The organism is Kurthia sp. 11kri321 (genome assembly GCF_001534765.1).
Lineage (GTDB): Bacteria > Bacillota > Bacilli > Bacillales_A > Planococcaceae > Kurthia > Kurthia gibsonii.
Map to the genome: position 1 here is coordinate 554,755 of NZ_CP013217.1, position 26,776 is coordinate 581,530.

At 38.6% G+C, this 26,776-nt stretch carries 26 protein-coding genes and 1 tRNA gene; 25 read left to right on the forward strand and 2 right to left on the reverse strand.

Going from position 1 to position 26,776, the window contains the following annotated elements:
• The 15 genes from hisD to ASO14_RS02965 all read left to right on the forward strand — a co-directional run bounded on the left by hisD (position 1) and on the right by ASO14_RS02965 (position 12,438).
• On the forward strand, positions 1–1,275 hold the full coding sequence (hisD, locus tag ASO14_RS02895; RefSeq protein ID WP_068451183.1) for a histidinol dehydrogenase: 1,275 nt from the start codon (positions 1–3) through the stop codon (positions 1,273–1,275).
• Positions 1,276–1,281: 6 nt separating this feature from the next.
• Positions 1,282–1,875: an imidazoleglycerol-phosphate dehydratase HisB gene (gene hisB / locus ASO14_RS02900; protein WP_068451186.1), complete on the forward strand. Its 594-nt coding sequence runs from the start codon at positions 1,282–1,284 to the stop codon at positions 1,873–1,875.
• On the forward strand, positions 1,872–2,504 hold the full coding sequence (hisH, locus tag ASO14_RS02905) for an imidazole glycerol phosphate synthase subunit HisH (protein WP_068451189.1): 633 nt from the start codon (positions 1,872–1,874) through the stop codon (positions 2,502–2,504). Before hisB ends, hisH begins: the two co-directional genes overlap by 4 nt.
• Positions 2,501–3,238: a 1-(5-phosphoribosyl)-5-[(5-phosphoribosylamino)methylideneamino]imidazole-4-carboxamide isomerase gene (hisA, locus tag ASO14_RS02910; protein WP_068451191.1), complete on the forward strand. Its 738-nt coding sequence runs from the start codon at positions 2,501–2,503 to the stop codon at positions 3,236–3,238. Before hisH ends, hisA begins: the two co-directional genes overlap by 4 nt.
• The gene (hisF, locus tag ASO14_RS02915) at positions 3,238–3,996 is read left to right on the forward strand and encodes an imidazole glycerol phosphate synthase subunit HisF (protein ID WP_068451194.1); all 759 of its coding nucleotides are present in this window, start codon (positions 3,238–3,240) and stop codon (positions 3,994–3,996) included. The genes hisA and hisF overlap by 1 nt, the downstream gene beginning before the upstream one ends.
• Positions 3,993–4,607 (forward strand): bifunctional phosphoribosyl-AMP cyclohydrolase/phosphoribosyl-ATP diphosphatase HisIE, encoded by a 615-nt coding sequence (gene hisIE, locus ASO14_RS02920; RefSeq protein ID WP_068451197.1) that lies wholly within the window; start codon positions 3,993–3,995, stop codon positions 4,605–4,607. The genes hisF and hisIE overlap by 4 nt, the downstream gene beginning before the upstream one ends.
• A 181-nt stretch (positions 4,608–4,788) precedes the next feature.
• Positions 4,789–6,309, forward strand: coding sequence for a tetratricopeptide repeat protein (locus ASO14_RS02925; RefSeq protein ID WP_068451200.1), 1,521 nt, complete (start codon positions 4,789–4,791; stop codon positions 6,307–6,309).
• A 78-nt stretch (positions 6,310–6,387) separates the two neighbouring features.
• A complete protein-coding gene (gene trxB / locus ASO14_RS02930) occupies positions 6,388–7,329 on the forward strand; it encodes a thioredoxin-disulfide reductase (protein WP_068451204.1) in 942 nt (313 codons plus the stop codon).
• 296 nt (positions 7,330–7,625) lie between these two features.
• Positions 7,626–8,096, forward strand: coding sequence for an NUDIX hydrolase (locus ASO14_RS02935; RefSeq protein ID WP_068451207.1), 471 nt, complete (start codon positions 7,626–7,628; stop codon positions 8,094–8,096).
• A 3-nt stretch (positions 8,097–8,099) separates the two neighbouring features.
• Positions 8,100–8,981, forward strand: a complete 882-nt coding sequence (rapZ, locus tag ASO14_RS02940) for an RNase adapter RapZ (RefSeq protein ID WP_068451210.1) — start codon at positions 8,100–8,102, stop codon at positions 8,979–8,981.
• A 4-nt stretch (positions 8,982–8,985) separates the two neighbouring features.
• A complete protein-coding gene (locus ASO14_RS02945) occupies positions 8,986–9,945 on the forward strand; it encodes a gluconeogenesis factor YvcK family protein (RefSeq protein WP_068451212.1) in 960 nt (319 codons plus the stop codon).
• 20 nt (positions 9,946–9,965) lie between these two features.
• Positions 9,966–10,913: a DNA-binding protein WhiA gene (gene whiA / locus ASO14_RS02950; RefSeq protein ID WP_068451215.1), complete on the forward strand. Its 948-nt coding sequence runs from the start codon at positions 9,966–9,968 to the stop codon at positions 10,911–10,913.
• Positions 10,914–10,977: 64 nt separating this feature from the next.
• Positions 10,978–11,235, forward strand: a complete 258-nt coding sequence (locus tag ASO14_RS02955; RefSeq protein WP_068451217.1) for an HPr family phosphocarrier protein — start codon at positions 10,978–10,980, stop codon at positions 11,233–11,235.
• A 21-nt stretch (positions 11,236–11,256) separates the two neighbouring features.
• The gene (locus tag ASO14_RS02960; protein ID WP_068451219.1) at positions 11,257–11,907 is read left to right on the forward strand and encodes an LPXTG cell wall anchor domain-containing protein; all 651 of its coding nucleotides are present in this window, start codon (positions 11,257–11,259) and stop codon (positions 11,905–11,907) included.
• Positions 11,908–12,117: 210 nt separating this feature from the next.
• Positions 12,118–12,438 carry a hypothetical protein gene (locus ASO14_RS02965; RefSeq protein WP_068451222.1) on the forward strand — a complete coding sequence of 107 codons (321 nt, stop codon included), beginning with the start codon at positions 12,118–12,120 and terminating at the stop codon, positions 12,436–12,438.
• Positions 12,439–12,493: 55 nt separating this feature from the next.
• Here the strand turns inward: ASO14_RS02965 and clpP are convergent, their stop codons facing one another.
• Positions 12,494–13,084 (reverse strand): ATP-dependent Clp endopeptidase proteolytic subunit ClpP, encoded by a 591-nt coding sequence (gene clpP, locus ASO14_RS02970; protein WP_068451225.1) that lies wholly within the window; start codon positions 13,082–13,084, stop codon positions 12,494–12,496.
• Between the two features lie 157 nt (positions 13,085–13,241).
• On the opposite strand from clpP, the gene ASO14_RS02975 reads away from it, so the two are divergent.
• Together ASO14_RS02975 and ASO14_RS02980 are read left to right on the forward strand one after the other, a co-directional pair.
• Positions 13,242–13,313 (forward strand) — tRNA-Arg (locus ASO14_RS02975).
• A 231-nt stretch (positions 13,314–13,544) separates the two neighbouring features.
• On the forward strand, positions 13,545–14,924 hold the full coding sequence (locus ASO14_RS02980; protein ID WP_068451227.1) for a polysaccharide pyruvyl transferase family protein: 1,380 nt from the start codon (positions 13,545–13,547) through the stop codon (positions 14,922–14,924).
• Between the two features lie 31 nt (positions 14,925–14,955).
• On the opposite strand, the gene ASO14_RS02985 is transcribed toward ASO14_RS02980, so the two are convergent.
• On the reverse strand, positions 14,956–15,858 hold the full coding sequence (locus ASO14_RS02985; RefSeq protein WP_068451230.1) for a TetR/AcrR family transcriptional regulator: 903 nt from the start codon (positions 15,856–15,858) through the stop codon (positions 14,956–14,958).
• Between the two features lie 170 nt (positions 15,859–16,028).
• On the opposite strand from ASO14_RS02985, the gene ASO14_RS02990 reads away from it, so the two are divergent.
• The 8 genes from ASO14_RS02990 to glsA all read left to right on the forward strand — a co-directional run bounded on the left by ASO14_RS02990 (position 16,029) and on the right by glsA (position 26,756).
• Positions 16,029–17,684, forward strand: a complete 1,656-nt coding sequence (locus ASO14_RS02990) for a DHA2 family efflux MFS transporter permease subunit (protein WP_068451232.1) — start codon at positions 16,029–16,031, stop codon at positions 17,682–17,684.
• 722 nt (positions 17,685–18,406) lie between these two features.
• The gene (locus ASO14_RS02995; RefSeq protein WP_068451235.1) at positions 18,407–19,438 is read left to right on the forward strand and encodes a sugar-binding transcriptional regulator; all 1,032 of its coding nucleotides are present in this window, start codon (positions 18,407–18,409) and stop codon (positions 19,436–19,438) included.
• 26 nt (positions 19,439–19,464) lie between these two features.
• Entirely contained in the window at positions 19,465–20,469 is a 1,005-nt protein-coding gene (gene gap, locus ASO14_RS03000) for a type I glyceraldehyde-3-phosphate dehydrogenase (protein ID WP_068451238.1), read from the forward strand.
• Positions 20,470–20,597: 128 nt separating this feature from the next.
• Positions 20,598–21,782: a phosphoglycerate kinase gene (locus tag ASO14_RS03005; protein ID WP_068451241.1), complete on the forward strand. Its 1,185-nt coding sequence runs from the start codon at positions 20,598–20,600 to the stop codon at positions 21,780–21,782.
• 78 nt (positions 21,783–21,860) lie between these two features.
• Complete coding sequence (gene tpiA, locus ASO14_RS03010) at positions 21,861–22,622, forward strand: triose-phosphate isomerase (protein WP_068451244.1); 762 nt, start codon at positions 21,861–21,863, stop codon at positions 22,620–22,622.
• Positions 22,615–24,141, forward strand: coding sequence for a 2,3-bisphosphoglycerate-independent phosphoglycerate mutase (gpmI, locus tag ASO14_RS03015; RefSeq protein WP_068451247.1), 1,527 nt, complete (start codon positions 22,615–22,617; stop codon positions 24,139–24,141). Before tpiA ends, gpmI begins: the two co-directional genes overlap by 8 nt.
• Positions 24,142–24,163: 22 nt before the next feature.
• Entirely contained in the window at positions 24,164–25,459 is a 1,296-nt protein-coding gene (gene eno / locus ASO14_RS03020; RefSeq protein WP_068451249.1) for a phosphopyruvate hydratase, read from the forward strand.
• Between the two features lie 361 nt (positions 25,460–25,820).
• Positions 25,821–26,756, forward strand: coding sequence for a glutaminase A (gene glsA / locus ASO14_RS03025; RefSeq protein ID WP_068451252.1), 936 nt, complete (start codon positions 25,821–25,823; stop codon positions 26,754–26,756).
• Positions 26,757–26,776: the final 20 nt, after the last annotated feature.

Here is a 26,776-nt window from a genome sequence, read left to right on the forward strand (position 1 = left end):
ATGGAGATTCAAACATTAACAGCAGATATTTCTTTAAAGCGTCAACTCGAAACAGGGAATGAGATGCAGCTGCAAACAGTTCGTGCAGTTATTAAAGATGTAAAGCAGCAAGGTGATGAAGCGGTAAAAGCATATACAGAAAAATGGGATGGTTTTCGTTTAGAAAACCTACGTGTTACACAGGAAGAAATCGATGCAGCTGTTCAGGCGATGGATGAAATCATCTTACAAGACTTACGCGAAGCAGCAACCAATATTCGTCGTTATCACGAACAACAAAGTCGTTATGGATTCAAACTACCATTAGAAGATGGTTCATATTTAGCGCAGCGTATTTTACCGCTAACATCGGTTGGACTATATGTACCAGGTGGTTCAGCAGCCTATCCTTCTTCTGTATTGATGAATGTGATTCCAGCACAAGTTGCGGGTGTAGAACGCGTAGTCATTGCAACACCATGTGATGCAACGGGGAAATTACCTGATGCAGTACTTGCAGCAGCTTCGATTTTAGGCATTACAGAAATTTATAAAATGGGCGGTGCACAGGCAATTGCAGCACTCGCATATGGTACAGAAACGATTCAACCCGTCGACAAAATTACAGGTCCAGGAAATATTTTTGTAGCACTTGCAAAAAGGGAAGTGTTCGGTGATGTCGCAATTGACATGATTGCGGGGCCCAGCGAAATCGCTATTTTAGCAGATGAAACAGCCTATGCTGATGAAGTAGCAGCCGATTTACTATCTCAAGCAGAACATGATGCCCTTGCATGTGCCATCTTAATTACAACGAGTGAACAACTCGCTCAAGCTGTTGCAACACAAGTGGAAAAACAATTGCAGACATTACCAAGAGAATCAATCGCTCGTCAATCGGTTGAACGCTTTGGCCGTATTTATATAGCAAGTTCGATGGCGGAAGCAGTAGAAGCAATTAATCAGTTAGCACCCGAACATTTAGAAATTGTAACGAAAAATGCAGAAGCAGTAAGCGAACAAATTCGTCATGCAGGTGCTATCTTTTTAGGGCGCTACAGTTCAGAGCCTGTAGGTGACTATTTTGCAGGAACAAATCACGTCCTACCAACAAATAGTACAGCGCGATTTGCTTCGGGATTAAATGTCGATGATTTTATTAAGAAAACGAGTGTTGTTTATTATACAGAAAAAACATGGGAACAAAACGCACCGAAAATTGCGCGTCTTGCACGTTTAGAAGGCTTGGAAGGACATGCGAGAGCAGTTGAATCAAGAGGTTGGGAGAAGGAGTGAATAGTGATGGGAACACGTACAGCGAGTATTACACGTAAAACGAATGAAACACAAATTGCCATTGATTTCGACTTAGATGGTACAGGGCAAGTAACAGTCAATACAGGTGTACCATTTATGGATCATATGCTCGACTTATTCATGAAGCATGGTTTATATGACGGGAAAATTGAAGCGAATGGCGATGTGGAAATTGATGACCACCACACAACAGAAGATTTAGGCATTGTTTTAGGTCAAGCGGTTCGACAAGCACTTGGCGATAAAAAAGGTATTAAACGTTATGGACATGCTTTTGTGCCAATGGATGATGCGCTAGCACAAGTCTATGTGGATTGTTCAGACCGCCCACATTTAGAATTTCGCGCCACTTTACCAACTCAAAAAGTCGGCACATTCGATACAGAACTCGTACATGAATTTTTATGGAAGTTTGCACTAGAAGCTCGTATGAATGTGCATGTTATTGTGCCATATGGTCATAATACACACCACATTATCGAAGCGATTTTCAAAGCACTTGCGCGTGCCATTGATGATGCTGTTCAAATTGATCCACGTGTACAAGGCGTACCGTCAACAAAGGGGTTACTTGGATGAAAGTAGGAATCATTGATTATGGTATGGGGAACTTGTTTAGTGTGGAGCAAGCAGTTAAAAGATTAGGCTATGAAGTGATTGTTTCTTCAAATATACAAGAACTAAAGCAAGCAGATGCGTTCATTTTACCTGGTGTCGGTGCATTTGCAGATGCGATTGGTTGTTTAGAAAAGACAGGATTGAATCACTTTGTTTATGAAATAGCGGAACAACAAAAACCGCTACTCGGGATTTGTTTAGGTATGCAATTACTATTTGAAGATAGTGAAGAAAATGGTTTCTTTAAAGGTTTAGGTATTTTTAAAGGGACGATTCGTCGCTTTGATGATGAAAAAGTACGTGTTCCGCATATGGGATGGAATAACCTTACATTTACATTCACGCCTAATTGGCAAGAACCACAGGAATTAGCAGATCGTTATGTTTACTTTGTTCACTCGTATTACGGTGTAGATTTAGCACCCGAACAATTAGTTGCCTATGCAGAATATGAAGGAATTCGTGTTCCGGGAATTGTACAAAAAGGTAATGTAACAGGTATGCAATTTCACCCTGAAAAATCAGGCACTTGCGGTATGACACTATTAAAAAATTGGTTACAACAAGTAGAAGGGGAGACGCAATCATGACAGCAATTCAAATTTTCCCAGCGATTGATATGCGCGGTGGAAAGTGTGTCCGTTTATTTAAAGGGGATTACGCACAGGAGACGATTTACGGTGATTCACCATTTGATATGGCTAAAAGTTTTGCAGATGCAGGTGCGACGTTCATACATATGGTCGACTTAGACGGTGCAAAAGATGGTGAACGTGTACATGCAAAAGATGTTGTCCGCGTTGCAAAGGAATTACCTCTGCGCGTACAAATTGGTGGCGGTATCCGAACAGAAGAAGATGTGGCATTTTATTTAGATCAAGGCGTAGATCGTGTCATTATTGGAAGTCTCGCGATTCGTGAACCTGAACTTGTTGCTTCCTTTATTGAAAAATACGGTGCAGAGCGTATTGTCATTGGATTGGACGCAAAAGATGGTATGGTCGCAACGCATGGCTGGCTAGAAACATCGAATCAAACAGCGATTGAAGTTGGACAATATTTTGCAAGTAAAGGCGCAAAGCACTTTATTTTTACGGATATTGCAACGGATGGAACACTTCAAGGGCCAAATATTGAAGCAAATGAAGCATTGGCGCGTGCAACAGGTGCAAATATTATTGTATCGGGTGGTATGAGTAGTTTAGCTGATATTCAAGCAGTGAAAGAAGCTGCGAAATCAACAACGATTGCTGGTGTGATTATTGGGAAAGCTTTATACACAGGACAATTCACATTAGAAGAAGCGCTGAAGGAGGCAGAATAATGCTAACGAAACGAATTATTCCATGCCTCGATGTGAAAGATGGTCGTGTCGTAAAGGGGGTTCAATTTGTATCGCTACGTGATGCTGGAGACCCTGTAGAACTCGCGACTTTTTATAATGAGCAGGGTGCGGATGAGCTCGTGTTTTTAGATATATCTGCAACACATGAAGGAAGAGAGACGATGGAAGATGTCGTGCGACAAACAGCCGCTACATTATCTATTCCATTCACAGTAGGCGGTGGTATTCGAACGCTAGAAGATATGAAGCGTATGCTACGAGCGGGAGCTGATAAAGTATCTCTTAATTCAGCTGCATTACAAAATCCAGAAATCATTGAAGAAGGTGCGCGCTATTTTGGCTCGCAATGTATCGTTGTAGCAATTGATGCGAAGTGGAGTGAACAAGACAACACGTGGATGGTATTCACGCATGGCGGACGTAACCGACTTGATGTTGAAGCAGTTGCATGGGCAAAACAAGCTGTTGCACTTGGGGCTGGTGAATTACTTATCACATCGATGGACTCAGACGGTGAGAAAAAAGGATTCGATTTAGAACTGATGAAAGCCATTCGAAAAGAAGTCAATGTACCGATTATTGCAAGTGGCGGTGCGGGGAATGCCGAACATTTTTATGCAGTGCTTGAAGATGCGGATGCCGATGCTGCACTTGCTGCTTCCATCTTCCACTATAAAGAAACAAGTGTAGAAGAAGTGAAAAGTTATTTAAAAAATAAAGGAGTGTCGATTCGATGAAAATTCAATTTGGAGCAGATGGTTTAGTACCTGTCATCATTCAACATGCACGTACAAAAGAAGTATTAACTTTAGCCTATATGAACGAAGAATCGTATAAAAAAACACTCGAAACAAAAGAGACTTGGCTGTACTCGCGTTCACGTCAAGAGCTTTGGCATAAAGGAGCGACAAGTGGACATACACAAAAAGTCGTAGCGATGCGTACGGATTGTGACCAAGATGCGCTCGTTGTAGAAGTATTACCGAATGGACCTGCTTGTCATACAGGCGCAACATCTTGCTTCCATGAAGATGTGATTGAAAAGTCACTTGCGATTGGTTCACTCGATATTTTAGAAACATTGAAGAATGTCATTCAAACGCGCGAACAAGAAATGCCAGCGAATGCGTACACAACGTATTTATTCGAACAAGGTGTCGATAAAATCGGTAAAAAAGTGGGCGAAGAAGCAACAGAGGTTGTCATCGCTGCGAAGAATCGTGATGCAGAAGAATTGAAGTGGGAAGCAGCCGACTTGTTGTATCACTTACTCGTCTTATTACAAGAGCAAAAATTAGATTTATATGATGTATTAGGCGTCTTACAAAATCGTCATGAAAAACATTAATTCACAGTGTACTTTATTTTAACTATGTTATAATATACGGTATTATGCAAAAGCTTGGGATTGGCTTAAGGTTGGTCTTATATGTATGACGCATGAAAAACGAAAAATCGCGTATTGACGCGGTTTTTCCTTTTTGTTGTGAGCCTTTCGTCCCAAGCTTTTCTTTTCGGAGGAATATTTCTTGGAAGAATTTAACGACAAACAAAAGCCAAAACCGAATATCGTATATTTCTTGCCATCGGGAGATTTCTACTATCAAAAAGCACAGGATGTTATGGGACGTGGCGATTTAGGGAAGGCAGCGATCTATTTACAAAGAGCGATTGAGCTGAGCCCAACAGATGCGATGATTTATTTGCAGTATGCTGTTGTTGAGTTAGAGCAAGGAAATGTTGAGAAGGCACGCGAATTACTATTAGAAGCAGATCGATTAGAGCCGAGAAATCCTGAGACAGTTATCTTTTTAGCAGAGACTTCAGCAGGACTAGGCTTTTTAGAAGATGCACTTTATTACGCTAATTTATATTTAGATTTTGATGAAGGCGGCGAATTTACAGCAGAGGCAAAAGATATTTTAGATTTTGCGCATGCCACACTTGAGAAGATTCCGTCAGAAGAACCGAATGTGAATCGCGTCTATATACATGAACAAGAGCGCGCGCGTCAACTGATGGAAGAAGGACATCACGAACAAGCGATTGAGATTTTTGAACAGATTATCGCAGAAAACCCATTCTTCTGGTCTGCCTATAATAATTTAGCACTCGCTTATTTTTATCAGGGAGAGGAAGAACAGGCACGTGCCTTGTTGCGTGAAGTATTACATGGGAATTATGGGAATTTACATGCGCTATGTAACTTAACGGTTATGGCATATTATGCAAAAGAAGATGAAGAACTCGTTTATTTAGAGAGTTTACTTATTAAATTACATCCGTATAAATTCGAACATCGCTTCAAGTTAGGTGCGACACTTGCACTGATTGGTCAGTATGAGTTAGCTTATAAGTGGTTGAAAAGTTTATATAAGAATGGCTTCTCAGGTGATGGCAGTTTCTACTTCTGGTTATCACATTCTGCTTATTTTGCAGGAGATGAAGCACTATCTCGTAAAGTGTGGACACAGTTACTAGAAGTTGACCCATCAAAAGAAGGATTCGAACCATGGGTACATGCAATTGTACAAGAAGATGATTTACTTCGTGATGTGGAGTATATTCAAAGTTTATTACAACATGATGAACGCTCGGAACGTTTATTTGGCTTATTTTTATTAGAAAAATCACCTCATAAACATGAAATTTTAGCGAACCCGACGATTATAAAGGTAGAGGAATATACAGCGATTGAAAAAGTATTTCTCGCTTTTGTGTTAGGGCGTGATTTAGAAGATGAAGCAGTCTTAAAACCTTTATTTCAAATGGTCGAAGTAGCTGAAATTTTGTATCAACGAGTAGAGCCGATGCAAATTGAAGATACCTTCCCATTCCAAATGTGGTTCATCATCTGTGAAAATGCGCTAGATCAAGGTTATGCATTTAAAAATACAGTTGCATTAGCAGCAGCAGTTGAATATATGTATCGATCATCGCGTGCGAAAGTAACGAAGAAATTGATTGCGGAAGAATATCATATTTCACCGCAAACGTTGACGAAATATGTGAACGAACTTATTCCGTTTTTACCGATGTTTCGTCCATGAGCAAATAACTTGAGTAGGTATAGAAAATGCTATACCATACTAGGGTATATAGAAGTTTTTTAGTAGGAGGAGTTAAACATGTCAGAAGAAAAAATTTATGATGTTGTCATTATTGGTGCAGGTCCAGCAGGTATGACTGCAGCGGTTTATGCTTCACGCGCAAACCTAGCTACATTAATGCTTGAACGTGGTATTCCAGGTGGTCAAATGGCGAATACAGAAGAAGTAGAAAACTACCCAGGTTTCGATACGATTTTAGGACCAGAGCTTTCTACTAAAATGTTTGAACACGCAAAAAAATTCGGTGCAGAATATGCATACGGTGACGTTTCAGAAGTCATCGATGGTAAAGAATATAAAACAATTAAAGCAGGTTCTAAAGAATATAAAACACGCGCAATCATTATTACAACAGGTGCAGAATACAAAAAAATGGGTGTACCTGGTGAGAATGAATTAGGCGGTCGTGGTGTAAGTTACTGTGCTGTATGTGACGGTGCATTCTTTAAAAACAAAAACTTAATCGTTGTTGGTGGTGGAGACTCAGCAGTTGAGGAAGGTATGTACTTAACTCGTTTTGCTGAAAAAGTAACAATTGTTCACCGTCGCGATAAATTACGCGCACAAAAAATCTTACAAGATCGCGCATTTGCGAACGAAAAAATTGATTTTATTTGGAATAATACTGTAAAAGAAATCAATGAAAAAGATGGTAAAGTAGGTAGTGTTACATTAGTAAATACAGTTGATGGTTCAGAATCAACTGTCGATGCAGACGGTGTATTCATTTATATCGGTATGAACCCTCTAACAAAACCATTTGAATCATTAGGTATTACTAATGAAGCTGGTTACATTCCAACGAACGAACAAATGGAAACTAAAATTCCAGGAATCTACGCAGCAGGTGACGTACGTGATAAAACATTACGCCAAATCGTAACTGCTACAGGTGATGGTAGTATCGCAGCTCAAGCTGTGCAACATTATGTTGAAGAATTAAAAGAAACATTAGCATAAATAACCATAAGATACAGATGATACTTGTTCTTAATCATTCTGTAACCCGAATGAAACATTCAAACTGTATAGTATAAAGTGTAATAACCCTTTTTGAAATACTATTGGTGAAGATGATTCTATTCAAGTAGATGAAATCAGAATGAGAGGAAGCGCTGGCGAGCGTTTCCTCTTTTTCGTGGTAAATAAAAAGGGTGTAAATTTTTAAATTTTGTAAGAAACACCCGGAACAGTGTATAATAGAAAATAGGATTTTTTAATACTAAGAATATGAAAATAGAGATGAGGTGGCGCGTATGCAACGAATTGCAAATTTAATTGTGCGTAAAGGTGATGAAGTACTTCTTTTGAAAAAACCTAGACGTGGATGGTATGTGGCACCCGGTGGGAAAATTGAAAGTGGTGAATCCATTTACGAAGCAGCGGCTAGAGAGTTTTTTGAAGAGACAGGGACGCGTGCTGTCAAACCACATTTAAAAGGAATTTATACAATGGTCATTCAAGAAGACGGTGAATTTGTTGACGAGTGGATGCTTTATACTTTTGTAGCAAATGATTTAATTGGAGAACCCTATACCGAAACACGAGAAGGTATTTTAGAGTGGCATCCAATTGAAGATTTAAAAACATTACCAATGGCTGAAGGAGACCGTACAAATTTATTGTTCGCTGTAGAACAAAGTGGTATGCAGTACGGTACATTCACATACACAAAAGATTTCGAACTACTAGCCGAAAAAATACAGCAATCAACAGAGGAGAAATAGATCATGCCACAAACAGATGAATCAAAAGAATTAATCATCATTACAGGTATGTCGGGCGCAGGGAAATCAGTAGCTGTGCGCTCTTTTGAAGATTTAGGCTATTATTGTATCGATAATTTACCACCTGCACTTCTTCCTACATTTATTCGTTTGATGCAAGACTCGAATAAAGAAATTACACACACAGTGGTCGTAATGGATTTACGTGGTGGTGACTTCTTCGCTACTTTAATGGATGCACTAGATGAAATAGAACGTGAAGATGAAATTAAACCGTACATTCTATTTTTAGATGCAGATAACGAAACTCTTGTGCGACGTTATAAAGAAACAAGACGTGCACATCCCCTTGCTTCTAAATCATTACCGCTTGATGGGATTAAAAAAGAGCGTGAATTACTGGCAGATATTAAAGGGCGTGCAAAGCAGATTTATAATACATCGATTATGAAGCCAAAAGAATTGCGTAATTTATTACTAGAGCAGTTTTCAAGCGAAACAAAAAATACATTCTCGATTAACGTCATGTCTTTTGGTTTTAAACATGGTATGCCGATTGATGCCGATTTAGTTTTTGATGTGCGTTTTTTACCAAACCCTTACTATATTGAAGATTTACGTCCGAAAACAGGTCTAGATGATGAAGTTTCCTCATACGTATTAAAGCAACAGGACGCAAAAGCATTAATTGAGAAACTGACAGACCTTTTTGAATTTATGGTTCCACGCTATAAAGACGAAGGTAAGTCACAGTTAGTCATTGCATTCGGCTGTACAGGTGGACAACACCGTTCTGTTACATTAGCTGAGTACTTTGGACATGAATTAGCGAAGATTGCTTCAACTGTTGTTTTCCATCGTGATCTTGCGAAAAAAGAGGGCTAATGCGATGAAAAAACAGAAAAAGCGTATTGTTGTGATTGGTGGTGGAACAGGTCTTTCAACATTATTAAGAGGACTGAAAAAATTCGGTCCGGATTTAACAGCGATTGTGACGGTAGCGGATGATGGTGGTAGTTCGGGACGCTTACGCGATGATTATCAAATTCCACCGCCAGGCGATATTCGAAATGTCATTGCCGCACTTTCAGAAGTTGAGCCTCTCGTTGAAGAAATGTTTCAATATCGTTTTAAAGGACAGGGAAAAGAACATCTAAATGGTCACTCACTCGGTAATTTAATGTTAACTGCACTTACAGAGATTACTGGCGACTTTTCGCATGCTATTCGACAAATGAGTCGTGTACTAAATGTCAATGGTCGCGTGCTTCCAGCAGCGAATCAGCGTCTAACGCTATTCGCTGAATTTGAGGACGGAAAAATTATAGAGGGCGAGTCAAAAATCCCTTCATATGGTCAACCGATTAAGCGCGTATTTTCAAAGCCACATCATGTGCATGCACTACCAGAAGCGGTAGAAGCAATTGAGCAAGCAGATGTTATCGTTATCGGTCCAGGGAGTTTATATACGAGTATTATTCCGAATCTATTAGTAGAAGATATACGACAAGCCGTACTTCGTTCATCTGCTAGAAAGGTGTATATTTGTAACCTCATGACACAGCGGGGCGAAACATCGGGCTATACAGCAAGTGATCATGTGCGAGCGATTCATACACATGTAGGAGAATCCTTTATCGAAACCATCTTAATTAATGATGATGCAGATGTACCGGAAGAAGTACAAAAAGCATACGAAGAAGAAAATGCCGAGCCTGTACGCTTTGACGTCAGATTATTAGAGGGAATGGGTCTTCGTGTTGAAAAAGGTGCGATAGCTACTTTAAGTGAAAAAGGAAGCGTTCGTCACGAAGCAACGAATGTAGCGGAGTGGTTAATGTCCTATTAATTTAGAAAGGAGGGACGACGATGTCTTTCGCTTCAGAAATGAAAAAAGAATTAACGCAAATTGAGTCGAATGAAATTAATTTAAAGGCGGAACTTTCCGCAATGATTCGTATGAACGGTTCATTATCACTGACCAATCGTCAATTCAGTTTAGATGTACAAACTGAAAACGCAGCGATTGCAAGACGGATGTATACGATTATGAAGCAGTTATACGACTACAAAATTGAACTACTCGTTCGTAAAAAGATGCGTTTAAAAAAGAATAATGTGTACATTTGCCGTGTACGAGAAGGTACGAGAGAGTTACTTGAGAGTTTAGAGATTCTATCAGGTAACTTTTTAATGAACCATCATATCTCACCAAATTTAATTAAGACAGATTTATCGAAGCGTGCGTATTTACGTGGTGCGTTTCTAGCAGGTGGTTCGGTGAATAACCCAGAAACGTCAGCGTATCATTTAGAAATCTATTCATTATATGAAGAACATGGTACGGATTTAATGAACTTGATGAATTACTTTGATCTGAATGCAAAAACGATTGAACGTAAAAAAGGGTTCGTGACGTACTTAAAAGAGGCGGAAAAAATTTCTGATTTCTTAAATTTAGTAGGTGCGCATCAAGCGATGATGAAGTTTGAAGATGTGCGTATTGTACGCGACATGCGAAATAGTGTGAATCGTTTAGTGAACTGTGAAACAGCGAACTTGAATAAAACGATTGGTGCAGCGATTCGTCAGGTTGAAAATATTAAGTACATCGACAAGCAAATTGGCATTGAGCAGCTACCAGAGAAGTTGCAAGAGATTGCTAGATTGCGTGTAGCGTATCAAGATGTGACATTAAAAGAGCTTGGTGAGATGATGACAACATCTGTTTCTAAATCAGGAATTAATCATCGCCTAAGAAAAATTGACGAAATTGCAGATTCTTTACGTGCTGGTGAGAAGCTGAACATAAAATGATGTATAATAGAAGAAATAAGATAAATTTGACGGCAATTGCCATAACATAAGGAGGAAGTAAGTAATGGTAGAGCAGCAGGTGGAGGTTAAACTCAAATCTGGTCTTCAAGCAAGACAAGCCGCTCTTTTTGTACAAGAAGCAAACCGCTACCATGCGGATGTATTCTTACAAAAAGGTACGCGCAAAGTAAATGCGAAGAGTATCATGGGGATTATGAGTTTAGCTGTTGCACATGGAACAGAGATTACACTGTTTGCAGACGGAAAAGACGAGCAAGAGGCAATCGCCGGTTTACGTGCAATGATCGAATCAGAAGATTAGTAAAAATACGAGGTAGCAGCGATGCTATCTCGTATTTTTTATTTTAAAGATGTATGTTATGCATTATTCGGTATCTATTCTTTCGCGGATTCTACAAAATTAATTGAAACCGTAACAACAGATGCAAAGGGAAATGCGAAAATTGATCCGAAATATGCAACAAAAGAGTATCAAGTCAAAGTGACAGTTGGAAAAGAAACAAAAACTGTAACGATGACAAGTTGTAATGTAACGATTGATTTTAAAGCGCCAGTTACAGATGGTGAAACAGAAGAACCAACAGAACCAGGAAAACCAAATAAACCAACAACGCCAGAAAAACCATCGAAACCAGGAGTAGTCACAGGTGGCGATACGGAGGAGAATACAAATTCTTCTAAACCGTCAAAACCAGGTGTTAAACCAGGCGACCATTATGATGTATATGATAAAGATGGTAACTTAGTGGCGAGTGATGTAACAGTTGATCAAGACGGTAACATTAGCGCAGACTTACCACCAGGTGAATACGATTTCGTATCAAAAGGTGAGCATGTAACAGCTGAAGTTGGCAAAGATGGTAAACTACCACAAACAGGTTCAAGCGACTTCTTATTATACACATTAGCGGGTATTGCATTACTTGGAGCAAGTCTTGTTGTATTTGCGCGTGGACGTAAAAAGAGTGCGTAGAGCTTAAATAGACAGGAATCGTCATGATGGCGATTCCTGTTTTTATATGGTGAAAAATAGTGTGCATTATTTAACTTATTTTTCGTAAGTGTGTGCTATTTCATGTTGAATTGTTTCAAAATAAGCGACAATCCGCTTTTTGTTTACCTTGATAAATAAAATGTCAGTGCTAAAATAAGTATATATGAAGCAATTTAGGAGGCATTCATGATGGAAATTACAATCGTTGCACATGTACAAACAGAAGGTCAACCAGAACAAATAGTAGACTTAGGAATTTCAGAGTTAATCGACTTTGAACTTGCACGCGATTTCCAAGTAAAAAATATTCTGGGTCAATTAGGTTATACAGATGTACAACCATTACCAACAGAAGATGTAGATGTATTTAAAGCGAACGCACAATTAAATGGACAAGCAGTTCAACCAAAAATTTTATTCGGTAAAGCGTTAAAAGCAGGTAATGTCGGTTCAAAATCAGGTGTATCTTTTTATGAGTTGAATGAATTACGTAATGTTGTACACGCTTAATTTATAAACAAAAAAGAGGTGAGGGGTTTTAAACCCTTCACCTCTTTTGCATACATTATTTTGTTTCGTTGTTTGTCATGATTTTATCGATTAAACCGTAGTTTAATGCTTCTTCAGCAGACATGAAGTTATCACGATCTGTATCTTTTTCAATTACTTCGACAGGTTGACCTGTACGCTCTGCAAGAATTTTGTTTAGTTTTTCACGTGTTTTTAAGATGTGGCGAGCAGCGATTTCGATTTCAGTCGCTTGACCTTGTGCGCCACCTAATGGTTGGTGAATCATGATTTCAGCGTTTGGTAATGCGAAACGCTTACCTTTTGCACCAGCTGTTAATAGGAATGAACCCATTGAAGCAGCCATACCGATACAGATTGTTTGTACATCTGGTTTGATGAATTGCATTGTATCGTAGATTGCCATACCAGCTGTTACTGAACCACCTGGTGAGTTGATGTATAAGAAGATATCCTTCTCTGGATCTTCTGCTTCTAAGAATAATAATTGTGATACGATTGCGTTTGCAACGTTATCATCAATTGCGCTACCAAGCATGATAATACGGTCTTTTAAAAGACGAGAATAAATATCGTATGCACGCTCTCCGCGGTTTGTTGTTTCGATTACTGTAGGAATTAAGTTCATTTAATTCTCCTCCGTTCAATCTAGTTACTGATTAGAATCAGCTGTACTCTTATTGTACATTGCATAGTCAAAAAAGGTCAAATATATTGTGTTAAATATTGCAAAGTCTAAATCAAGTTGTCAATTGCACTTTATATTTGTATAATAATAGTCATACGCCTCAGTAGTTTAATGGATAAAACATAAGATTCCGGTTCTTAGGCTGGGGGTTCGATTCCCTCCTGGGGCATATACAAGTTGTATGAAGTCATAAACATGACAACATACAGCTTTTTCTTTTGTACAAATTCCCTTTAAAGTGATATATAAACAAAAATCAAGTGACAATATTATGAAAAATATAACAGTTAAATTACATTTAATGAATAAAAAGGGTTAAAAGAGGTAAATAACCTTTGGAAAAGGTAATATAACATAAGAGGATACTAAAGTAGATACATAGAAGGGAGTTTAATGGTTGATGAAAAAATATTTAATTCGTAGCGGTATGTTACCAACAGATGTGTTTGATGCTGCTAAAATCATTGCCAACAATTCAATTGGAGGAAATGTAGGAAACTTAATCTATGCATATAGCATTTATCGCACATTGATGACAGAAGATGTTGAATTTGTACCTGACTACTATCGTGTAAATCCAGCAGATGCGCCTTATATTAACGAGAATTATGATGCATATTTCATTCCATTAGCAGATGCCTTCCGACCAGACTTTGAAAATACATTAAAATCTTATACGAAATTAATTAATCGTTTGACAATACCTGTGTACGTCATTGGTGTTGGTGTACGCATTGACTTCGAGCCAGACTTCACAAAACAGAATCCATATGATGCAGCAGTTGTCGATTTCGTTAAAGCAGTATTAAAACGTTCAGCTATGATTGGTGTACGTGGAGAATTCACATCACGTTACCTAACACATTTAGGATTTAAAGAGGGGATTGACCATGTCATTATTGGTTGTCCGTCAATGTATGCAAATGGGCGTCATTTACGTATACGCGATACAGAAATTAATGAGAATTCCATTGTTACCATTAACTCATCTAAACTTTCTCCAAATCATGTTCTAGAATTTATTGATCGAAGTAAAAATGAATTCAAACATCATTATTTTATTCCGCAGTGGTATAAAGAATTAAAAATGATTTATTTAGGCGGTCCTAATCTTGAAAAGCCGAAGCTACATTATCAAGGGAAGACAACAGATGAACTGTATGTCCAAGATCGTGTGCGTTATTTCTTGAACGCTAAATCATGGATTGATTTTATAGGTGAAGCTGACTTTAGTTTTGGTGCTCGATTGCATGGGAACATTACAGCGACAATTGCTGGGACACCGAGCTTAATTATTCCAAAAGATGGGCGTATGCGTGAGTTAACAGATTACCATGCTTTAAATTATGTGGCTGGGAACGAATTAACAGAGCAAACACAGATTATGGACTTAATTGAAAAGAGTGACTTCCATCGTTGTGAGCATGTACATGAAGAGAATTTTAATCGTTTTATTCATTTCTTAAACCATAATGGAATTCCACATATTTATGAACAAGACCTTGATTTAGTGGAAGCGCCACTCGATAAACAGCTACAAGAAATTCAATTACTTCCACCAGTAAAAAGCTTTATTCATTGCTCGGCAGCTGAGATGGGAGAGCGCTTTGAGACGGTCATGAGTAATGTATTAGAACAAAAAAATGAACGTATTGTAAAGTTGAAAAGTCAGGTGAAAAGCCATCAAGTACGCACAAAACATTTAGAAGGTACATTGAATCGTAAGGCGGTTCGGATTGCCCTAAAAACAGCGAATTTATTTTCAAAAAAGAATTCATAAAAAAGAGGTTTGGGAATTGCTCCCAAGCCTCTTATTTTTTAAGGATACTGCCTTTATTTGCGCGTGTGACTTTCCAAATCTCATTGGCGATTTCAATTGTTTCAAGTGCGTGCTTTGAATCGCGGAAGCTATTGTAAAATTGATACGCAATCGTTCCAATAATATAGTAACGCGGTTTTTCCATCGAGAATTCTTCTATTAGACAGTCCGTGTACTCAATGCAAGATTCGGGTATATCGGATTCTAAACAACTTCTAAATCCTTTTAACTGATCTAAAATCTCATCGCGTGTAGGTACTTCATACTTCGTATTCTCGAAAATATAATTTTGTAAGTCAGGTCCCAAATAATAGTCGTTATTTTCGATTAGTGAAGGCACGATTAAGTCTAGTTGACGTAATGCATACTTTGATGTCACAACAGGATCAATTGCCTCACCAGCTGTCATGCTTCCAATATGAAGCATCTGATGAATCATCCCAAACAAAAGAATCGTGGCATCATAGCGATACGGTACAATGCGTTCACCATATACGTCTACTAACCTTCTTGATAACCATTCCATCTCTTTTAAATGGTATTCTTTGACGATTTTTTTTAGTTCTTGGTCGCCTGAATGCAGGATTGATTCAAAGATTGGTAGTAAGTCGCGTTCGCGATTCACTTGCATGATGGTCGAAATTTGGGCTGCGAGTACACTTTTATCGGATAGGTTCTTTCCGATTAATAATTCAGCCTTTCGAAGTGTTGCATCTGAACGTCCAATTTCTAAAATTGCCACTAAGCAATCTTTTTTGGACGAAAAGTAATTATAAAATGTACCTTTTGAGATATGTGCTTCATCTAAGATGTCTTGAATCGATGTACTGTGGAAGCCTTTTTTAGCAAATAGTTTAAGGGAAGCCAAGATAACTTGGCGTTTTCGATTATTCATATGTCCACCTTTAATCTTTATATTATACTGTCATTCTAACTGTAAAACGCTTTAATAGCAATGATTTTTGCGAAAACTTAATTTTCTTGTTGCCAAAATTGGACTATGAGTATATTATAGTGAAAGTAAACTTTTATACACGAAATATAAAGCAGAAGAGGGATTAATAAATGGATATGGAACAGTTACAGAAAAAGCCACCATATGCAATGATTGTATTAATGTTCATCGGTGCTTTTGTAGCATTACTTAACAATACATTATTGAATGTAGCATTACCTTCTATTATGAAGGACTTCGATGTAGATGCTTCAACGGTGCAGTGGCTAACAACAGGTTATATGTTGGTATCAGGGGTTTTAGTACCAGCAAGTGCATTCTTTATTACACGTATTAAAAACAGAACGTTATTTATTACAGCATTATCAATTTTCACAATCGGTACAGCTTTAGCAGCATACGCACCAACATTTAGTATCTTATTAACAGCGCGTATGGTTCAAGCAGCAGGTGCTGCCGTATTAGGTCCACTATTAATGAATATCATGCTTGTATCATTCCCAATTGCCAAACGTGGTGCAGTTATGGGGATTTTTGGTCTTGTTATGATTACAGCGCCAGCAATCGGCCCAACATTATCAGGTTGGATTGTTGAAACTTGGACATGGCATGTATTATTCGAAATGATTTTACCGTTATCAATCACGATTTTAATTATCGCAATCTTTAAGTTCCGTAATATTATGGATACACGCAAAGTCAAATTAAGTTATACATCGCTTGTATTATCAACAATTGGTTTTGGTGGTCTATTATACGGTTTCAGTTCAGCTTCAGGCGAAGATGGCTGGGGAGCAGTTGATGTATGGGGTACAATCACAATTGGTGCAATCGCATTAATTATCTTTGTCATCATGCAATTAAAAATGAAAGATCCAATGCTAAACTTCGGTGTTTATAAATACCCAATGTTCGCATTAGCTTCAATCATTTCGATCGTAGTAGCAATGGCGATGTTCTCAGGTATGATTTTAACACCAATTTATTTACAAAATATTCGTGGCTTTACACCACTTGATTCAGGTCTATTAATGTTACCTGGTGCGGTTATCATGGGCTTGATGTCGCCAATTACAGGTAAGTTATTCGATAAGTTTGGTCCGAAAATTTTAGCGATTACCGGTTTAACAATCGTGACAATCTCAACGTACTTCTTATCACAATTAACAACAGAAACAACATACACTTATTTAATGCTTGCTTATACAGTGCGTATGTTTGGTATGTCGATGGTTATGATGCCAATTATGACAAACGGTTTAAACCAATTACCAATGCAATTAAATCCACACGGTACAGCGATGAACAATACACTACAACAAATTTCAGGTGCGATTGGTTCAGCAGTTATGATTACAATCATGACAACTCGTACAAAGAGTGAAGCTTCAGGTGTCGAAGATGAAGTAAAAGGTCAAGTAGCTGCAAAAGTGAAAGAACGTATTTCAGAACAAGTAACACAAAAAGCAACAGAATCAGCTCAAGCAGGTACGCCAATGTCTAAATCAGAATTAGCAGCTTACGGTAAGCAACTAGCTGAAGATCCAAGTATCTTAAAATATGCAAAAGAATTAGGTCAATCATTATCGAAACCACTTGTGGATAAAGCAATGGTTGAAGGTATTAACTTCTCATTCTTAATCGCAATGTTCATTACAATTGCGGCATTAATTCTAGCGTTCTTCTTAAAACGCGTCCAAGTACCAGGTCAAAAGGTATCGAAAAAAGCGATGAAAGAAGCAGAAAATGAAATAACAGAATCATAAAATGTAGAGGAATCGTCTATTCGGACGATTCCTTTTTTGATTGAATCAGCTGTCGAAAGGGACAAATCATCGCGCGAAAGGGAATCATCGCTGTTGAAAGGGACTGAATGTCGCACGAAAGGGAATCCCCGCTGTCGAAAGGGACAAATAGTTGCGCGAAAGGGAATCGCCGTGTTTGAAAGGGACTGAATGTCGCGCGAAAGGGAATCGCCGTGTTTGAAAGGGACTGAATGTCGCGCGAAAGGGAATCGTCGTGTTTGAAAGGGACTGAATGTCGCGCGAAAGGGAATCGCCGTGTTTGAAAGGGACTGAATGTCGCGCGAAAGGGAATCGTCGTGTTTGAAAGGGACTGAATGTCGCGCGAAAGGGAATCGCCGTGTTTGAAAGGGACTGAATGTCGCGTGAAAGGGAATCCCCGCTGTTGAAAGGGATAAATCATCGCGCGAAAGGGAATCACCACCATCGAAAAAGACAAATTATCCAAATAAAAGGACGAAATAGGCTACTCGCTTTAGATTCAAATGTATTCTAACTCTCGAAAAAAAATCGGAGTTTCTTCTATTTAAATAGTGTTCAGGATATGAAGTGGGATAAAATAGTGCCCATTGTTGCAAAAGATGTCTGACATTGATATAATATCTTTAGAAATATTTTTTTACATTAGGTGGGACGAAAAATAAGTATATGGGACTTATTTTGACCTACTGATAGGAGAGTTAGCTATGTTGTCACTCACGGAGGCACAATTAAAAATGTTGCCTGAAATGGCCGAGTCGCTGCAAATTCGTTATCGTATTTTGCAAATGGTTCAGATGCTTGGGCCGATTGGACGTCGTTCTTTAGCAGAGAGTCTATCATTGCCAGAACGAGAAGTTCGAAAAGAAACAGATTTACTCAGAGAACAAACATTAATGGATGTTAGTCGTTCAGGTATGACAATTACGGAATTAGGGGTACAAGTATTAGAGAAGTTGAAGCCACTTGTTTATGAGTGGTCAGGGATTTCAGATCTCGAAACACAGCTTCAAAAATTACTTGGCATCAAAAAAGTAATTATTGTTGATGGAAACCTTGATTTAGAGCCATCTGTTAAGACGTTGATGGGTGTCGAAGCGGTTACGCAACTTGAGCAATATGCGAAACCGCAAGATATTGTGGCAGTTACGGGAGGAAGTACGGTAGCTGCAGTATCAAACGCTGTTCAAAAATCAAATCGTTTAAAGGATTTAACTTTCATTGCTGCACGTGGAGGTATGGGTGTCGAAGTACAAATGCAGGCGAATACAATCGCTTCGAACTTTGCAACGAATTCGGGGAATGATTATCGCACGCTTTATCTACCGGAGCATTTAAGTGAAGCTGCTTATAATGCGATGAAGGAAGAACCGATGGTACAAGAGATGCTTGGACTTTACGAAAAAACATCGATTGTGATTCATGGAATTGGTTCTGCAGATGAAATGTCTGGTCGTCGGAAATCATCAGAAGCAGAGAGACAAGCGCTTCAAAAATCGGGTGCTGTTGGTGAAGCTTTTGGTTATTATTTCGATGAAAAGGGTAAAGCAGTACAGAGAATAAGGACAGTTGGTTTGCAATTAGAGCAGGTCAAAAATTGTCCCACTATACTTGCAATAGCGGGTGGTACAAAAAAAGCAAAAGCGATTTTATCTTATTTCAAAAATGCAGCGAAGCAGACAATCTTTATTACGGATATGGCAGCAGCACAACAAATGTTTAAAATTATTCAAAAATAATAATGTATTTACAGGAGGAACAGATTATGACAATCAAATTAGCAATTAACGGTTTTGGACGTATTGGACGCTTAGTTTTCCGCACAGCTTTAGAGCGTGATGATATTGAATTAGTGGCAGTAAATGATTTAACTGATGCAGCGATGCTTGCACATTTATTAAAATACGATTCAGTACATGGTACACTTCCGAATAAAGTTACATCTGAAGATGACTGTATCGTAGTAGATGGCAAAAAAGTACGCGTTTATGCAGAAAAAGATCCTGTGAACTTACCTTGGGAAGCTTTAGGCGTGGATATCGTAGTTGAATCAACAGGACTTTTCCGTGATTCCGATTCAGCAGGTAAACATTTAGAAGCTGGAGCTAAGAGAGTAATCGTATCTGCACCTGGTAAAAACATGTCAACATTTGTTATGGGTGTAAACCATACTGATTATGACCCTAAAAAAGACTTTGTTATGTCGAATGCTTCTTGTACAACAAACTGCTTAGCTCCTGTAGCAAAAGTATTAGACGAAAAATTCGGTGTTAAACGTGGTATGATGACAACAATTCACTCATACACAAATGACCAAAAAATCTTAGACTTACCACACTCTGACTATCGTCGTGCACGTGCAGCTGGACAATCAATGATTCCAACAACAACAGGTGCAGCAAGTGCGGTAGCGAAAGTATTACCGAACTTAAAAGGTAAATTAGATGGTATGGCAATCCGCGTACCAACACCAAATGTATCGCTTGTCGACTTAGTAGCAGAATTAAATCAAGAAACAACAGTAGAAGAATTGAATGCAGTACTAAAAGAAGCATCTGAAAATGAATTACACGGTATTTTAGATTATTCAGATGTACCTCTTGTATCAATCGACTATAATGGTGTGACTTCTTCTTCAACAGTTGATTCATTATCAACAATGACTTTAGAAGGTAATCTTGTAAAAGTATTAGCTTGGTACGATAACGAAGCTGGTTACTCTACACGTGTTGTTGATCTAGTGGAATATATCGCAAAACAAGGTTTGTAATAAAAAAGATTAGCCATTACGTGGTAGATTGTATATAATGTATTTTGGAAAAAGGGGAGAAGTGAATAATAACTTCTCCTTTTTTTATGAAAAACACGAATATAAAATTTAAAGGAGGCTTTCTTCAAATGAATCCGAAGAAAACGATGAATGATGTAGAAGTGAAAGGGAAACGCGTATTTGTCCGTGTTGACTTTAATGTGCCAATGGAAGACGGTAAAATTACTGATGACACACGTATTCGAGCAGCACTTCCAACGATCAAGCATTTAGTCGATGAAGGCGCAAAAGTAATCTTAGCGAGTCACCTAGGACGACCAAAAGGTGAAGTAGTTGAGGATATGCGTTTAACTGCAGTAGGTAATCGACTTGCAGAACTTCTAGGAAAGCCTGTACTCAAACTAGACGAATCAGTTGGTGAAACAGTAAAAACAGCTGTTCACAACATGAATGATGGCGATGTAGTACTTCTTGAAAACGTACGATTCCACAAAGGTGAAGAGAAAAATGATGCAGAGTTAGCAAAACAATTTGCTGAATTAGCTGAAATTTATGTGAATGATGCATTCGGTGCGGCTCACCGTGCACATGCTTCAACAGCAGGAATTGCAGAATATTTACCAGCTGTATCAGGTTTCTTACTACAAAAAGAATTAGATGTATTAGGTAAAGCATTATCAGATCCAGAACGTCCATTCACAGCAATTATTGGTGGCGCAAAAGTAAAAGATAAAATCGGCGTAATTGATCATTTACTTGATAAAGTAGATAATTTAATCATTGGTGGTGGCTTAGCTTATACATTTGTGAAGGCTCAAGGTCACGAAATTGGTAACTCACTTGTGGAAGAAGATAAGATTGAATTAGCAAAAGAATTTATGCAAAAAGCAAAAGATAAAGGCGTCAATTTCTTAATGCCTGTTGATGCGGTAGTCGCTTCTGAATTTTCAAAAGATGCTGACTCTAAAGTAGTCGACATTGATGCGATTCCAGCAGACTGGATGGGCTTAGATATTGGACCAAAAACAGTTGCGTTATATGCAGACACAATTAAAAATTCAAAATTAATCATTTGGAATGGACCAATGGGTGTATTCGAAATGGAAAAATTCGCAGACGGTACAAAAGGTGTAGCTGAGGCAATGGCTGAAACAGCTGGTTACACAATTATCGGTGGCGGTGACTCAGCAGCAGCAGTTGAAAAATTCCATGTAGCAGATAAAATGGATCATATTTCAACAGGTGGCGGTGCTTCACTTGAATTTATGGAGGGTAAGGAATTACCAGGTGTCGTTGCGTTAAACGACCGATAAAAAAATTTGACAGACATAGCGAGAATTTTAGCTTGTCTGTCTTTTCAACAACATCACTATCTTAGGAGGATTTTGTCTATGCGTAAACCGATTATTGCAGGTAACTGGAAGATGTTTAAAAAGTTATCTGAGGCTGTACAATTCGTTGATGAAGTAAAAGGTCAAGTTCCAGCTACTTCAAAAGTAGATGCGGTCATTTGTGCACCATTCTTATTTTTACCAACACTTGTTGAAGCAACAAAAGGCACAGATTTGAAAATTGGTGCTCAAAATATGCACTTCGAATTAGAAGGAGCATTTACAGGTGAAGTAAGTCCATCACAATTAGCAGATGTAGATGTTCAGTATGTTGTACTTGGACATTCAGAACGTCGTGAATACTTCAATGAGACAGATGAAGCTGTTAATAAAAAAGCACATGCTGCATTTGAAAATGGCTTAACACCAATCATTTGCTGTGGTGAAACATTAGAAGAACGTGAAGCAGGTCAAACGGTTTCAAAAGTTTCAACACAAGTAACAGAAGCTTTAAAAGGTCTATCAAAAGAGCAAGTAATTCAATCTGTGATTGCATACGAACCAATTTGGGCAATCGGTACAGGTAAAACAGCTACAGCAGAAGAAGCAAACGAAACATGTGGCGAAATTCGCTCAGCTATTTCAGAAGCATTCGGTGCAGATGTGGCAGACCAAGTACGCATTCAGTACGGTGGTAGTGTAAAACCAGGTAATATTGCAGAATTATTATCAATGGAGCATATTGACGGAGCTCTTGTTGGTGGCGCAAGTTTAGAGCCAGCATCATACCTACAATTATTGGAGGCGGGCGCAAATGGCTAAAGGACCAGTAGCACTCATTATCTTAGATGGTTTTGGATTACGTGATGAAGAATTCGGTAACGCAGTAAAACAAGCACATAAACCGAACTTTGACCGTTACTATGAAAAATATCCACACACACAGATTCTTGCTTCGGGTGAAGCTGTTGGCTTACCAGACGGTCAAATGGGGAACTCGGAAGTTGGACACTTAAATATTGGTGCAGGACGCGTCGTGTATCAAAGTTTAACACGTATTGGAAAAGCGATTAAAGATGGTGATTTCTTTACGAATGTTGCCTTATTAAAAGCAATTCAACACGTAAAAGAGAACAACTCGAAGCTACACTTAATGGGCTTATTATCAGATGGTGGCGTACACAGTCACTATGAGCATCTATTCGCCCTTTTAAAATTAGCAAAAGAGCAAGGTGTGAACGATGTCTATGTACATGGTTTCTTAGATGGTCGTGATGTAGGTCCAAAAACAGCGCTAACATATGTGGAAGAAACAGAGCGTCAAATGGACGAAATTGGCGTGGGTGAATTTGCAACAATTAGCGGTCGTTACTATGCGATGGACCGCGACAAGCGTTGGGATCGTGAGAAAAAAGCTTATGATGCGATTGTAGACGGTGAAGGACTTGTTGCAACATCAGCAAAAGAAGGCATTGAAGCATCTTATGCTCAAGGCACAAACGATGAATTCGTTGTACCATTCGTTGTTGAAAAAGACGGTCAACCTGTTGCAACACTTGACTCGAATGATGCAGTGATTTTCTTCAATTTCCGTCCTGACCGTGCGATTCAGTTATCGACTGCATTTACAAATCCGCACTTCGAAGGATTTGAATTAAGTAAGAAACATCCAAAAAATATTGAATTTGTATGTTTTAAGAAGTATAGTGAAACTGTTATCGGTCACATCGCATTTGACGATGAGAACTTAAAAAATACAGTTGGTGAAGTAATTGCAGATGCGGGTTTACGTCAATTGCGTATTGCAGAAACGGAAAAATATCCACATGTTACGTTCTTTATGAGTGGTGGACGTGAGGAAAAATTCGACCGTGAAAACCGTATTTTAATTAACTCACCAAAAGTTGCAACATATGACTTACAACCTGAGATGAGCGCTTATGAAGTGAAAGATGCATTGCTTGCTGAGATTAATAACGATCATACAGATGCCATCATTTTAAACTTTGCGAATCCAGACATGGTAGGTCATAGTGGAATGCTTGAACCGACAATTAAAGCGATTGAAGCAGTGGATGAATGTTTAGGTGAAATCGTTGATGCGATTCTTGCAAAAGGTGGCGCTGCCATTATTACAGCTGACCACGGAAACTCAGATGAAGTGGTAACACTTGAAGGGAATCCAATGACCGCACACACAACCAACCCAGTTCCAGTGATTGTCACAAAAGAGGGAATCACATTGAATGAAACAGGTAAGTTGAGTGACTTAGCACCAACGATGTTGAAATTACTAGATGTGAAACAACCAGAAGAAATGACAGGAACACCATTATTTTAAAACAGTAGGGAGATTATTAAACATGCCAATTATTACAGATGTATACGCTCGCGAAGTATTAGACTCACGTGGTAACCCAACAGTAGAAGTAGAAGTATTAACAGAATCAGGCGCATTCGGTCGCGCAATCGTACCATCAGGTGCTTCAACAGGTGAATACGAAGCAGTTGAATTACGTGATGGTGACAAAGGTCGCTACCTTGGTAAAGGTGTAACAAAAGCAGTTCAAAACGTAAACGATGTTATCGCACCAGCATTAATCGGTAACTACGCAGTAACTGAACAAGTAGAAATTGATAACAAAATGATTGAATTAGACGGTACAGAAAACAAAGGAAACTTAGGCGCAAACGCAATTCTAGGTGTTTCTTTAGCAGTAGCACGTGCAGCTTCTGAAGTACATGGTCTACCACTTTACAAATACATTGGTGGCGTAAACGGTAAACAATTACCAGTACCAATGATGAACATCTTAAACGGTGGCGAACACGCAGATAATAACGTAGATATTCAAGAATTCATGGTAATGCCAGTTGGTGCTAAAACATTCAAACAAGCATTACAAATGGGTACTGAAATCTTCCACTCATTAAAAGCTGTATTAAAAGAATCTGGTCATAACACAGCTGTAGGTGACGAAGGTGGTTTCGCACCAAACTTAACATCAAACGAAGAAGCATTATCTACAATCATTACGGCAATTGAGCGCGCAGGTTACAAACCAGGCGAAGAAATCCAATTGGCGATGGACGTAGCATCTTCTGAGTTATATTCAGATGAAGATGGTAAGTACCACTTAGACGGTGAAGGCGTTGTGAAGACTTCTGAGGAAATGGTTGATTGGTACGAAGAATTAACAAATAAATATCCAATCATTTCAATCGAAGATGGTCTTGACGAAAACGACTGGGCTGGTCACAAGTTATTAACAGAACGTATCGGCGACCGCGTGCAATTAGTAGGTGACGATTTATTCGTAACAAATACGAAAAAATTAGCACGTGGTATTGAAGAAGGCGTTGGAAACTCAATCCTAATCAAAGTAAACCAAATCGGTACATTAACTGAAACATTAGATGCGATTGAAATGGCAAAACGCGCTGGTTACACAGCAATCATCTCTCACCGTTCTGGTGAATCAGAAGATACAACAATTGCTGACATCGCAGTTGCAACAAATGCTGGTCAAATCAAAACAGGTGCACCATCTCGTACAGACCGCGTAGCGAAGTACAACCAATTACTACGCATCGAAGACGAACTAGGTAAAACAGCTGTTTACCAAGGCCTAAAATCATTCTACAACTTAGATAAATAATTCAAACTAAAAAGAGGAGTGCGCATTTGCGCGCTCCTTTTTTAGTTGGATAGAAGGTGGGGGTGGGGTGATGGATTCCCTTTCGTGGGTAGAATAGTCCCTTTCAAAGTGGTAGATTCCCTTTCGTGAGTGGAATAGTCCCTTTCAAAGTGCAGGATTCCCTTTCGTGGATGGAATAGTCCCTTTCAAAATGGTAAATTCCCTTTCGCGACTAAATCAGTCCCTTTCATACAAACCTCTACCCCCTTCTTCCAATAAATTTTCAAATAAAACAAACAAATTTAAGTCTTAAAATCAATAAAAGCTAGCTTCACAGAGCAAAAAATGGTATGAATAAGTAGAATGAAAGGAGATGACCTGAATGGCATCATTAGAATATTATGTACAAGAAAGTCAAAATCTAGCTGTGTTAGGCGAAACAGCTTCTTATATCCCTGCACTTGATGAGCAGGACCCTTCTCAGTTCGCTGTGTGCTTGATTGATGAAAATGGAAATCAATTTTTAGCAGGCGACACATCAACATCTTTTACCCTTCAAAGTATTTCAAAAGTAATCTCGTTTATTTATGCGTGTGAAGAAATGACACTCGATTATGTTTTACAGTATGTAGACGTTGAACCAACAGGTGATTCATTCAATTCGATTATTCGTTTAGAAAATACGGAGTTTGGTAAACCATTCAACCCGATGATTAATGCAGGTGCGATTACCATAACCTCATTACTTCCAGGACAAAATCGTGAAGAAAAGTTCCAGCATCTATGCGACTTTATGGGGAAAATGATTGGCAAACCGGTAAAGATTAATCAAGAAGTGTATGAGTCGGAAATTAAAACAGCAGACCGAAACCGTTCGATTGCGTATTATTTAAAATCGAATCATATTTTACAAGGCGACGTGGAGAGTGTGCTAGATGTTTACTTCCGACATTGTGCAATTGAAGTAACAGTGGAGAGCTTGGCACGTATTGGCTTGATTTTGTCGAATGACGGTGTCGATCCGATTACGAATGAACGCTTCTTCTCAAAAGAGATTTCGAAAGTGGCAAAAGCATTGATGCTGACATGCGGTATGTATAACGCTTCAGGAAAGTTCGCTACATTCGTCGGTCTACCATCTAAAAGTGGTGTGTCAGGCGGTATTTTAAGTGTAGCAGAACATGAGGACTTACAAGGCTTACAAGGAAAAATTGGGATTGCGACATTCGGACCAGCCATTGATCCAATCGGAAATAGTGTGGCGGGAATTGAATTTTTAAAACGTATTTCTATTGAATATGATTTAAGTATATTCTAAATAATTTACATTTATCGCTA